Raw genomic sequence first — 11701 nt, 5'->3', positions numbered from 1 at the left:
CAGGAATACGATAAAATCAAGAGCCTATACAACCGTTTTCAAGCAGAGCAAGTCCTTTTGAGTGACGAAGCACGCAGACAGCGTGAAGACGAGATTGTGAAGAAAGAATCGGAGGTTCGCGAAATGCAACGCAAACGCTTTTCACCAGAAGGAGACCTGTTCCAACGCCGCAAAGAGCTGGTGCAGCCCATCCAGGATCGTGTTTACGCGGCCATCGAAGCTTACGCAAAAGAGCGTGGCTATGATTTCATCTTCGACAAAGGTGGTTCTGCGGGCATGATTTTTTCTAATCCGCAGTACGACAAGACCGATGACATCATCAATCGCTTGAAATAATCTGAAAAAGGTTATTTTTGCGCGATTTTCGGACAATTCGAAAATTTAAAATCGCAAATACGGACAACAATGAACAAGTTTATGAAGACAGGCTTTATGTTCATCTTCGCAGTGTTTTGTACGGTAGCCCTCCAAGCTCAAAAATTTGGCTACATCAATTCACAGGCTTTGATGGCGGAATTGCCTAAGGTGAAGCAGGCTGACTCTGACATGGAGGCTTATCAAAAGCAATTGCAGAAAAAAGGCCAAGATATGGTTACTGCTTTCCAGACTAAAGTACAAGACTTTCAGAAGCGTGTAACGGATGGTTTGGTACCACCCAAGCAGCAAGAAGAAGAAGAGAAGAAACTCGAGGAAGAACGTCAGAAAATTCTTGCTTACGAACAAGAAATGAGCCAGTTGCTCCAAACCAAAAGGGATACGCTGTTGAAGCCTATTTTGGACGAGTTCAATGCTGCCGTTAAAGCAGTAGCTACTGAAGGTGGGTATACCTACATTTTTGACCAGGGCATCCTGTTGTACTTTGATGCAACTATGGATGTAGCGCCTTTGGTAAAGAAAAAACTGGGACTTTAGTAGCTATCAGCGGTCAGCTATGAGCTATGAGCTATCAGCGCTCATGGCTGATAGCTGATAGCTCATAGCTGACCGCTCACAGCTCACAGCTTCTTATGGCTCTCGCATCTCAACCTATTGGTGTTTTTGACTCAGGAATTGGAGGTTTAACGGTGGCCAATGCTATTGTTAAAAAATTACCGAACGAAGAGATCATCTATTTTGGGGATACTGCCCACCTGCCTTATGGCGATAAATCCGCCGACGCCATTCGTTATTATTGTTTGCGCATCAGTAAATTTCTGCTCGATCAAGGTTGTAAAATGATCGTGGTTGCCTGTAATTCAGCCTCCTCCGCAGCTTATGATGTGCTACTCGATTTTTTCCGCGAACAGGCCCTTTTTGTCAACGTCGTTGATCCATTGGTCGGCGCAGTAGCCAAAAAAGGCTTCGATCGGGTCGGCGTAATTGCCACCAAAGCCACCATTCAATCTGGCATTTACCACAAACAACTGCACCGGGTGCGGCCCAGCCTGGAGGTAGAATCCCTCGCCACTCCCCTACTCGCCCCCATGATTGAGGAGGGCTTTGTGCACAACCAGGCCAGTAGGGCCATTTTGGATACCTATCTGGCTCATCCGGGTTTTAGCGACATTGAAGCCTTACTCCTTGCTTGTACCCATTACCCCTTGATCCGGCAAGACATCGAAGATTACTTTACCCACCAGGTTGAAGTACTTGATTCCACGCTGGTGGTAGCCGAAGAAGTAGCGCAAAAATTGGGGGACAATGGACTGCTCAATCCCCAAAAGCGCCATCCCCATCGCTTCTACGTTTCCGATTATACTCAATCCTTTGAAGAAACAACCCGTTTGTTTTACGGGGAGGCCATCCAATTGGAGCATTACCAAATTTGGTGAGCGTCAATAGTGTTGCCGCAAATCACCCGGGAATTCTGTTGGATACAATTTGATATCTTCCTTCCGATATGGGAATCGCACCTCATCAAATCGCCTAGTTTTGTGTATGCAATATGGGCTTTGCGAACAGGCCGCGCATTTTTTGATATTGACACTTTCCACCTGAAAAGGTTCTACCCCTTGCTGCACAAACTGCTGAAATCGATCCAGATGATGATTGTATAGCTCAAGGTTTTTAGGGTCTAAACTCAGTTTTTTGACCCCGGCTTTATGGACATAGGTCTCACCATCCTTAAAGTCGTACAGCCAATAAACCAGATAACCGTATTCAAGCGGGTAATCACAAATATTTACCAGATAAGCCAATACCTGCAAGAGGTGGTTTTTAAAAAAATAAAAGGGGATTTTTTCCCATTCTTGCCTTCGCTCCAGGTTTTTTGCAGCCAAAGTGCCCACCCATTCTTCTCTGTTGAGTTTGATGGCTGAGGGGTTCATGGGGTCACGGTAGTGAATGAATTTTTCTTCTACTACAAAGTATGTCCCTTCCCGATCTCGAAAAATGTAATCGGGGCTACCTAAAAAAGCTGTTTTTTCATTGCTGAACAATGGTGCATCGGTAGCATGTCCAGCATAAATGGTTTCAGCGCGTAGAATTTTGCCAATCGCCGGATTTTGCCAGGCACGACGGTAGAAAGGATCAGTTGTGGTCTCGCTTTTTTGTTTTTGCCGACTCAACCGTAGGGATTCGTGCAATTGTTCGCCTACCACCATTAACGCCTTTCCTGGTTCTTCCATGGTTTCAAACGTATTGCTGATGGAAAAAGCTGCTGGGCAAAAGCTGTAACGCGCCAACTGTGTGGCCGTAAAATGAGGAGAGGCAGCCTGCTGCAAAGGGATTTTTTCCGGGACTTTTTTTAACTCCAATTCTGTGACCAATGCATCCACAGCTGCTTTGGCCGAAAACTGCCAGGCTTTAAAAGGGTTTTTGGCCTTTGGATTAAAATGATACCTTCCTTTACTCAGCATAAGCTGGTGGAGGTATTGGTCAATGTCTTTAGGCGCACGAAAGCCTATACGCCGCAATAGGTATTGCGCATAAGTCAATTGGCGTGGAGTGTATTTCATCTGAAGCCTTGGTTGGTGGAACAATGAACCAAAGGCGGTGTAAAGTAGGGATGTAAAGGCAATAAAAGTGTTAACACCTTACAATTATACTACATTTTTTTTGTTTAAAAAAAATAAAGCACAAAAAATTTTCCACTTGCACTTTCCCGAAATTTTCCTATATATTTGCAGAGGAAAAAAAACAGGAACGTTTTCATTCAAGTCGGATGGAAGCGTTCCTGTTTTTTTCTAAAAACCTCAGCGTTTTGACCACAGCTACTGTAACCGATATCTTAAAAAGCGTTACAGCAAAAAACCTACCCAAGCCTTAATCCAAGTTGCGATTTTCTCAAAACAACAAGGATCAACATTGGCATTCGGCCGGCGCAAACGCCCGACTGGGGAAGGAGTTTAATCATTGTAAAATTTTAGTATTATGGCAATCAACTATTTAACCAAGGAAGGTTTTGACAAATTGACGGCAGAATTGGAGGACCTCAAAACCAGAGGTCGTGCTGAAGCAGCACGTGCGATTGCCGAAGCACGTGAAAAAGGAGACCTTTCTGAAAATGCCGAATACGATGCCGCAAAAGAAGCCCAGGGCTTGTTGGAATTGCGCATCAACGACCTAGAAAAACAAATGGCCACTGCACGGGTTTTGGATTCCAGTGAAGTAGATATCTCTAAAGTGACCGTTTTGGCCAAGGTGACGATTATGAACACCAAAAACAAAGCGAAAATCACTTACCAGTTGGTTTCTGAATCGGAGGCCGACCTAAAAGCCAAAAAAGTATCCGTCAGTTCCCCGATGGGGCAAGGCCTATTGGGCAAAGTCATTGGCGAAACCGCCACGGTAAGAACGCCCAATGGCGATATGGAATTCCAAATCATGGATATTTCGATTTAAGTGAAAAGTGAAAAACGAAAAGTGAGAAGCAAATACACCATTTGGATCTCACTGTTCGTTTCACTTTTCATTTTTCACTTTTCATTTTTCACTTCACATGGCTTCCATCTTTACCCGCATCATCAACGGCGAAATCCCCTGCTACAAATTGGCAGAAACTGAGGATTATTTCTCCTTTTTGGACATCCGGCCCATGGCCAAAGGTCATGCGCTCGTTATCCCCAAAAAGGAAGTGGACTATATTTTTGACTTAGAGGATGATTACCTGATTGGACTACATTTGTTTGCTAAAAAAGTAGCTAAAGCCTTGGAGGCAACGGTTCCCTGCAAACGCATCGGGATTGCGGTCATCGGGCTGGAAGTACCTCATGCGCATATCCACCTCATTCCCCTCAATACTATGCAAGACATTACTTTCACCAAAGCAGTGGTGGAAGTGAGTCAGGAAGAAATGGCGAGTATTGCGGCGTCGGTAGCGGAAAGAATAGCGAATAGCGAATAGCGAATAGCGACTAGCGAATAGCGAATAGCGAAAATTTAGAGGGAGAATGTGATCCCTCCAAATTTTTAAGTAGTATAAAATGGAAAACCGTTGAAAAACAACTGCTGTACCCGCCTTTTCACTTTTCGCTTTTCGCTCTAAATCTTACCAAATGTGTGTCACCTCAGCAGCAGCAACTTTGAGCTCCACCTACGTCGGAGCATGGGAAATTGAACATCCAAGGTATGGCTATCGACATGTAATGGCCTACCAAAATGCGCCACAGAATTTGGCGGATGGGGCCAATTGTATGTTGCTCCACTTGCCTGCTGCTGAACCATTGTTGCCCGAATATTTATTGGATACGGCGGATTGCCCAGATTTGTTGAAGCAAATGGCGGCCAGCAAAACCAGTCGGAGTTTTTTCTCCGGAAATATTGTTCCTCAGCAAGTTTATGTGGTGGAAATGGGCATTTACCACGTAGTACTGCTCAATGAAAAAACACCCAAAGCGCTGGAAAAAGCGCTGGAACAAGTTCCTGCTGAAAAAAGGCCAGCAATTGCGCCGGAGTTGCTACAGTTTTACAACACTCATTTCCCGGATTATCCAATCGTTTTGGCTTGTTTCAACAACCGGGAAAGCAAGCAGGCTTCCCCGATTGTGCTCCACTTTAAGCCCAAAAATCCGGGCCAGCTTTTTTTTAATCTCCTGGAAGGTCATGATGGAGGTCCACCTCAATTGAATCAATTGGTTGAGCGGCATCAGGTCATCATCGCAGGGTCCAGCCTTGATGAGCGCCGCCACTCACTGTTCCCCTTTAAATTTGAACCATTTGGCGTACCAGAAAAACTACTTCCCTTTTTACCCACTAACGTTGGAATTGAACACTTGAGCGGCGAGGCCATTAATGATGATGGTTTGTGGATGTTGAATTGAAGGTTATTCCCAACTGCTTTCCCGCGCAGCGTATGCTTCGGGAGATAAACCCAAACTTTGTCCCCTTGCCTTCAGCAATTCTAGGCGACCATCCAAGGTGCGTGTAAAAATCAGTCTGGTAGGCCCCATTTTTTCTGCCCAAAAATCCTGAAATCGTTCAGCATCCTTCTTTTTCTTGCCCAGACAAGTGGGTACTGGGAAATAATACAACAATGAGGTTTGAAGATCAAACCTATACTCCAAAGCCAATAAATAACGTGGATTCTCAATCGGGTTGAGCAATTCTTGCAATGCATTAAGGTAAAGTTGAGCACTATGGGTGTCTAGGTTTTTCGGCACTAGGACCAGGTCCTCGCCCCTATTGGCATCAACTTCAAGATGCACCTGCTCTTCAGGATTGGCATGAAACTGGTAAACTTGGTCTAGTGCGTCAAATAAGGATTGGGCAGCACTGCTCCAAAATAATTGAGGGTCCTTTATTCGGCGCAAGTTTGACCAGGCCCTTAGGATAAAATTACTGCTGAACAAGGATAAATACAGCAGCCAACCCGCCAAAATGAAGGTTACCAATGCCAAACCAAAGACAAAACCCCATTGCCAGATTACCCCGCCAACAATCAAGGCATAAAGCCCCATTCGCAACCCCAAGCGGGGCCGATACGATTCCAGTTCTTTGAAATATCGGGTGATTTGAGGTACCCAACGCAAGCGACGCAGTTGGCTAAAGTCCAGGGCGCTCAATAACAAGATCCCAATAGTGGTGCTAAACAACAAATTGCCCCAATCCCAACCAATAAATCGCCCCCAAGCGACCAAACCCAATGCTCCTACCACCCAAATTCCCGCAAATACGTTAAATCGTTTAAAATCGCTGCGGTATACCTTGGAAGCTTGTTCCAGGGCTAATTTCTTTTTCCCTTTAAAAACTGTGTTGCGCTGAAGTGGAACTCTGACTTTTTCCTGAACCGCATACCCACTTCCGATTGCCTCTTGCCAAACCTGCTGTAACCGAGGGCGAGCCTTGGCGTAAACTGCAGTATTGTAGTTGAATTGCTCCAATTCGGGTAAAGCAATCGGAAGAGTAGGCAAAGCAAAACGATCCATTCCACTAATGATCAGGGGTTGAGCACCCTGGCCGAGGCCAAAAAAAGTAGACATTCGCCTTCTCAACATCAATACATCACTGCCGCCATCAGGGGATAGAGGATCAATGCAGGCCAAATGCCAAATGTTAGCCGTTTTTTCCACGATCTGCCGATGTACCCGAATGGCCCTTCCCCGCATTTGGTTGGACAACACGTGTGACCCAACAAAAGAGGCCAGAACCAGCGTATTGATTTCTGGAGCATCCCAGCCTTCTCCAAGCAAAGCGGTAGTCCCGACCAGAGCCTGTATCCCACCCCTTGCAAAAAGCATCGTAATAATATTGACAATGGCTGTTTTAGCTTTGCTACTTACGGGCTCGATGTGCAAGTAAAGTGGATCGTGTTTTAAGGTATTGCGTCGAAGGTCACCAATTGGAATATTCCATTTTTCCAATACCTGGTTCAACAATTCCTCACTTGCTTTCGGCACAATGACCAGGGAGCCACTCAATATTCCTATTTCCAACCCAAGGGGAAAGGCTCGACGCAAAGCCTCGAAAATGGGTACCACCCCCAACTGATCCTGATTAGGGTCGTCCAACTCATCTGCTGGCAACAACTCCTTGCGGATGTAATCGCACAAAATCACCATGCGCAAATCCTGGCCCAGATTCAGCGCCTCAATTTTGGCAATTTCGCCAATGGCATGGAGCTTACTCACGCTGTTGCGCAGTTGTTTGGCCAATTGGGGTGGTTCTTTTAAATACACCTTGTTTTTCTCAATGGCCCCCATCCGGCGAAGGGTTTTGAGGATGCGTTCGATTGGTTCTTCTTGCAAAAAAGCTGCAAAATATGGGTCTTTAAACAAAAGATTTTGTAGCAAAACCTCCAGCCAATCCAAGGATAAGGGCGGAATCTGGCTTTCATCAGCTCCAATGATACCCAGGGCACTCACCGGGGCTACTTTTCCCAAACCTTCCAAACCAATCAGCAAAGCCGAAAAATAAGCTGGGTTTTCATAAATTGCTTCAGCATAAAGTTCTGGTTGATTCAGCCAGGGATGCTCTTTGAGCAAGTTGATGAAGCGATAATTGTGTTGCAAGCCTTCCGTAAAATCCACAACTGCCCGATGAAAATCCTGTAGCTCCAGCGAAGCTGCCTCCGAGGGTATACAGAGGTACAAATAATCCTGATGTGGGCAAAGATCACCCGCAGCGACCAGTTCCGGTGTGTAAATGATTTCATCGATTTCACCGCACAATTCGTGGTAACGCGCCCATTCAAAGTTGCTTACATCATAGGGCGGAGTCGCCGTCAGTGCAATCAGGAGGGGTTCTAATTCTTTTTTGAGGGTGATCAAGGGTTTCCACCACTCTTTTTGCAGGTGGTGACATTCATCCACGATCAGGGTCTCTATCCCCGCCTGCTGCAATTGGGTAATGATCTGGGGATTTGTTTTCCAAGCCTGGTGCAAAGCCTGATAGGTGCACACAGTGAGCAAAGCAGGAGCATGAAGATCCCGGCTGATCCAATCACCGCCCATTTCGGCTCCAAAATCCTGGATCAGGCGCTCGATCCACTGTTCCCGAATGACCAGTGTGGGTGCCAGGATTAGGGTTTTGCGGTCAAGCCTACGCATCAATTCCAGACCAAGTATGGTTTTCCCTGATCCCGGCGGGGCTACCAAATGAAATTTCCTCTGATTGAGCAACAGATTCGTTTCCACCAAAATTTTTTGCTGGTAATTCCGCCAAGGATGGGCAAAACGTAAATGGGAGGGAAAAACGGACTTAGCTTGATCAGACATAGGTATTTAGTTTTGTGCATAAAATCGCTCCCGCACCTCCAAAATCAAGTCCTCAATCTTTTCCAAATCCGGCAACTCCGGCAAAGTACACCGCTCGTACAACTCATTGATGTAAGCAATTTTTTCCTCTGCCCGCAGGATCAAGTCTTCGAACAAATACTCCCCACGCCGCACGGCTAGCAACTCCTCCCGGTTGGGTCGGCGCACAATTACTTCTCCATCCCGCAATATTTCCGCCGCCATATCCAGCAAACGAAAAGTATGCATCATGTTTTTGGCATCGTAGTTTTTTCCGTGCTGCAAGGTATTTTGGTAACGTTCCTCGTTGCGCAGTTTGACCCATTCCCAGTATTCGCGGTAACTTTTACAATAGGCCGAATAGCCATCTTTGTTGAAAGACATAATGGCCAAAGGTTCGGTTCCTTTCGGTACGCTGCTCAGGGCAACTTCGTTGGCGCTTTCTTTTTGAATGACTCCACTGAATTGTAAATCCCCATTGTAGTCATAAAACAAGGCGTACATGTCCCGCATATTGGGAATGTTGACCAGGCCACAATGTTCTTGCTGTAAATTATTTGTTTCCAGCCATTTAAGCAGGGCAATTGAGCCCTGGTTTTTAACCACATAACAAAAGTGCAAGGGCGTTTTGCGCTCCGGTTCCTGCGGGTTGTGGATTTTTTTGTTGAGCCCACGCGCTTTTTTGATTTGGGTAATTGCGTAACCTGCGAAGGTATCCCGGCAAAGTTTGGACAAAAAATCGCTCGGCTTGAACAACTCAAACAATGGGTGCCGATACACGATACAATCTGCCGGGGCATTCAGCATTTCCAGGATATTGGGGTTGTTTTTCGCCAACAATTCGGCAAAGCGCCGTAGCTCATAAAAAACTTCGTCATTGCCGGAGCTGTTGACCTGATCGAGTTGATGTAGGCCATAAAATTGCTTTTTTGGCAAAACAAATACGCCTTTGTAGTCGGTATCAGAACTAGGCAATGCCAGTCCATAAGCCCGGCTACCACTGATGCTTTCGAGTAAAAGTTGATTGGATTGGCGGAGTTCGTTAAGATTCATAGCAATTAAAAAGAGGCTTTGTAGTCATTCAACCACAAAGCCTCTTGTATCGTTCCAAAGGAAATTATCCATTCATCGACAGCAGGAATTCATCGTTGCTGCTGGTCATATTCATGTGTTTACGCAGGAATTCCATGGCTTCTTCCGGTTTCATGTCCGAAAGGTGGTTGCGCAGGATGAACATGCGTTGGAGGGTATCTTTGTCCAAAAGCAGGTCATCGCGGCGGGTACTCGACTTGGTAAGGTCGATCGCTGGGAAGAGGCGCTTGTTGGCCAAACCACGGTCAAGTTGCAATTCCATGTTACCCGTACCTTTAAATTCTTCAAAGATCACACCGTCCATTTTGGAACCAGTGTCGATCAGTGCCGTTGCCAGGATGGTGAGAGAACCACCACCTTCGATGTTACGGGCAGCACCAAAGAATTTTTTAGGTTTGTGCAAAGCGTTGGCTTCCACACCACCGGAAAGTACCTTACCAGAAGCAGGTGCCACCGTGTTGTAAGCACGCGCCAAACGGGTGATGGAGTCGAGCATAATTACCACATCGTGACCACATTCTACGAGGCGTTTGGCTTTTTCAAGCACAATGCCTGCTACGCGTACGTGGTTTTCAGCGGGTTCGTCAAAGGTGGATGCAACCACTTCTGCGTTTACACTACGTTTGAAATCGGTAACTTCTTCCGGGCGTTCATCCACCAACAACACGATGATGTAACACTCGGGGTGATTTTTAGCAATGGCGTTGGCCAAATCTTTCAACAAGAAGGTTTTACCCGTTTTTGGTTGTGCCACGATCAAACCACGCTGGCCTTTACCGATGGGGGTAAAGAGATCGATCATCCGGTTGCCAATGTTTTTGGAACCAGGAGCTCCAACCAAACGCAATTTTTCGGTAGGGAACAATGGCGTCAGGTAATCAAAAGGCACTCGATCGCGGATTTCCTGCGGATCGCGGCCATTGATTTTGGAGACTTTTAAAAGGGCAAAATATTTTTCACCTTCTTTGGGCGGGCGAATGGCGCCACAAACTGTATCCCCGGTGCGCAAACCAAACAGTTTAATCTGGGAGGGAGATACATAAATGTCATCGGGTGAAGTCAGGTAGTTGTAGTCCGCAGAGCGCAGGAAGCCGTAACCATCAGGCATCATTTCCAGAATGCCTTCTCCTTCGATGATCCCATCGAGTTCGATGTCAAAACGTTCCTCTTCAGCTGCGTAATCTTCGTATTCTTCTGCCGCAGGTTGGCGACGTTCGGGAGTATCATCAAAACGGCCACCATCGCGGTCGCGATCGCGGTCATCTCGCTCGCGCTCACGGTCTCCACCTCTGCCATCGCGATCGCGGTCCCCACGATCATAACGGTCGCGGTCGTTGCGCTCGGGGCGATCATTGCGCTCAAAACGGGAGTTGCGCTCAGGACGATCACGCTCTCCACGGTCGTCACGGGAGGGGCGCTCCATTCGCCCACCTCTTTCCTCACGCTCTTGATCGCGCTCGCGATCGGGGCGTTCATCACGACTAGGCCGCTCTTCGCGGGAAGGGCGTTCGTCGCGAGTAGGTCTTTCATCCCGGCTGACGCGATCCGGACGAGTTCTTTCTTCCCGTTCTTGCTCCCGTTCGCGTTCGGTACGCTCGTTCCGATCACGAGTGCGTTCCAAACGGGGCATATTGCGGTCGCGACGAGTGAGGGCTTGTTGTTGTTCAAGCTCTTCACGAGTTACCCGGCGGCGGGTTCTTTTGTTGCGGTCATTCGGGTCGTCTTCAACAGCATCACTGCCAGACGGATCAGCCTGAGGGTCATTTTTTATGGCCGGAGTGGATACAAAAGGGTCTTCCTCATCGTCGTCAGGACGGTACAATTCGTTTTGAAACTGTTCCCGGCTGGTGATGCTGGCAGGAATATCAAGATCTTCTCCAGGCTCGAAAGCAGGGCGCTCCGAACCTTCGGCAAGGGCCTGGGTATCCAGAATTTTGTAGACGAGTTCTTTTTTGTTGAGTTTTCGGTAGCCCTGGATGCCCAATCGTTCGGCGAGCTCTCTCAGTTCTGGCACCAGCATGTCGTTCAATTGCAAAATATCGAACATAATTGTAAAGGCTTCTTTTTGAACTTGAAGCGGTAGCCTAAGCTTGCTTCGGGACTTGGTAAATGAATGTTATTTGAATAGTAAAACAATCGTGGCAGATGTGGGTGGAGATAGCTGAATCAAATTTAATTTTTGACGCGTACTCGCTGTAAGACACCGAATCGAATCTTGTATAGCAAAACCAACAGTTGTTCTCCTCTCAAAACCCTTAAATGCGGTAATTTATTGTACGTTTAAGGAGGAATAAAAGAGGATTGTGCAGCTCTTTGCGAAGTAGGAAACCACCTTACTTATGTGCTATAGAAAGAAAGAGGTGTGCTGTAATGCCACAAAAATACATTTATTTTTAATTCCAAGCACTATCTTTGTAAAAAAGTAACCATTAAAGTTTTGTGAAAGTTGAGACGGTTGA

The 11701-nt window shown here is 46.6% G+C and carries 10 protein-coding genes; 6 read left to right on the top strand and 4 right to left on the bottom strand.

Going from position 1 to position 11701, the window contains the following annotated elements:
* The 3 genes from SFV55_RS25965 to murI all read left to right on the top strand — a co-directional run.
* Positions 1 to 336, top strand: a 336-nt coding sequence (locus SFV55_RS25965) for an OmpH family outer membrane protein (RefSeq protein ID WP_320032498.1), incomplete at its 5' end; no start/stop codon positions are given.
* A gap of 69 nt (positions 337 to 405) precedes the next feature.
* Positions 406 to 912 (top strand): OmpH family outer membrane protein, encoded by a 507-nt coding sequence (locus SFV55_RS25960; protein WP_320032497.1) that lies wholly within the window; start codon positions 406 to 408, stop codon positions 910 to 912.
* A gap of 95 nt (positions 913 to 1007) precedes the next feature.
* The gene (gene murI, locus SFV55_RS25955; RefSeq protein ID WP_320032496.1) at positions 1008 to 1811 is read left to right on the top strand and encodes a glutamate racemase; all 804 of its coding nucleotides are present in this window, start codon (positions 1008 to 1010) and stop codon (positions 1809 to 1811) included.
* A 3-nt stretch (positions 1812 to 1814) separates the two neighbouring features.
* On the opposite strand, the gene SFV55_RS25950 is transcribed toward murI, so the two are convergent.
* On the bottom strand, positions 1815 to 2936 hold the full coding sequence (locus SFV55_RS25950; RefSeq protein WP_320032495.1) for a hypothetical protein: 1122 nt from the start codon (positions 2934 to 2936) through the stop codon (positions 1815 to 1817).
* A 415-nt stretch (positions 2937 to 3351) separates the two neighbouring features.
* On the opposite strand from SFV55_RS25950, the gene greA reads away from it, so the two are divergent.
* From greA to SFV55_RS25935, 3 genes are all read left to right on the top strand, one after another.
* A complete protein-coding gene (greA, locus tag SFV55_RS25945) occupies positions 3352 to 3822 on the top strand; it encodes a transcription elongation factor GreA (RefSeq protein ID WP_320032494.1) in 471 nt (156 codons plus the stop codon).
* A gap of 97 nt (positions 3823 to 3919) precedes the next feature.
* Complete coding sequence (locus SFV55_RS25940) at positions 3920 to 4324, top strand: HIT family protein (protein WP_320032493.1); 405 nt, start codon at positions 3920 to 3922, stop codon at positions 4322 to 4324.
* A gap of 151 nt (positions 4325 to 4475) precedes the next feature.
* Positions 4476 to 5240 (top strand): hypothetical protein, encoded by a 765-nt coding sequence (locus tag SFV55_RS25935; protein ID WP_320032492.1) that lies wholly within the window; start codon positions 4476 to 4478, stop codon positions 5238 to 5240.
* A gap of 3 nt (positions 5241 to 5243) precedes the next feature.
* On the opposite strand, the gene SFV55_RS25930 is transcribed toward SFV55_RS25935, so the two are convergent.
* From SFV55_RS25930 to rho, 3 genes are all read right to left on the bottom strand, one after another.
* A complete protein-coding gene (locus SFV55_RS25930) occupies positions 5244 to 8132 on the bottom strand; it encodes a DEAD/DEAH box helicase family protein (RefSeq protein WP_320032491.1) in 2889 nt (962 codons plus the stop codon).
* 6 nt (positions 8133 to 8138) lie between these two features.
* On the bottom strand, positions 8139 to 9203 hold the full coding sequence (locus SFV55_RS25925; protein ID WP_320032490.1) for a DNA polymerase beta superfamily protein: 1065 nt from the start codon (positions 9201 to 9203) through the stop codon (positions 8139 to 8141).
* 64 nt (positions 9204 to 9267) lie between these two features.
* The gene (gene rho, locus SFV55_RS25920) at positions 9268 to 11289 is read right to left on the bottom strand and encodes a transcription termination factor Rho (protein ID WP_413776744.1); all 2022 of its coding nucleotides are present in this window, start codon (positions 11287 to 11289) and stop codon (positions 9268 to 9270) included.
* Between the last annotated feature and the right edge of the window lie 412 nt (positions 11290 to 11701).

Source organism: Haliscomenobacter sp., from assembly GCF_033763495.1.
Classification (GTDB): domain Bacteria; phylum Bacteroidota; class Bacteroidia; order Chitinophagales; family Saprospiraceae; genus Haliscomenobacter.
The sequence above is the reverse complement of the archived record's forward strand: the minus strand, read 5'-3'. Positions and strand labels throughout refer to the sequence as shown.

Bases quoted from the DNA above. Each gene is read 5' to 3' on its own strand.
- SFV55_RS25960 (WP_320032497.1), top strand. From the start codon at position 406: ATGAACAAGTTTATGAAGACAGGCTTTATGTTCATCTTCGCAGTGTTT.
- murI (WP_320032496.1), top strand. From the start codon at position 1,008: ATGGCTCTCGCATCTCAACCTATTGGTGTTTTTGACTCAGGAATTGGA.
- SFV55_RS25950 (WP_320032495.1), bottom strand. From the start codon at position 2,936: ATGAAATACACTCCACGCCAATTGACTTATGCGCAATACCTATTGCGG.
- greA (WP_320032494.1), top strand. From the start codon at position 3,352: ATGGCAATCAACTATTTAACCAAGGAAGGTTTTGACAAATTGACGGCA.
- SFV55_RS25940 (WP_320032493.1), top strand. From the start codon at position 3,920: ATGGCTTCCATCTTTACCCGCATCATCAACGGCGAAATCCCCTGCTAC.
- SFV55_RS25935 (WP_320032492.1), top strand. From the start codon at position 4,476: ATGTGTGTCACCTCAGCAGCAGCAACTTTGAGCTCCACCTACGTCGGA.
- SFV55_RS25930 (WP_320032491.1), bottom strand. From the start codon at position 8,132: ATGTCTGATCAAGCTAAGTCCGTTTTTCCCTCCCATTTACGTTTTGCC.
- SFV55_RS25925 (WP_320032490.1), bottom strand. From the start codon at position 9,203: ATGAATCTTAACGAACTCCGCCAATCCAATCAACTTTTACTCGAAAGC.
- rho (WP_413776744.1), bottom strand. From the start codon at position 11,289: ATGTTCGATATTTTGCAATTGAACGACATGCTGGTGCCAGAACTGAGA.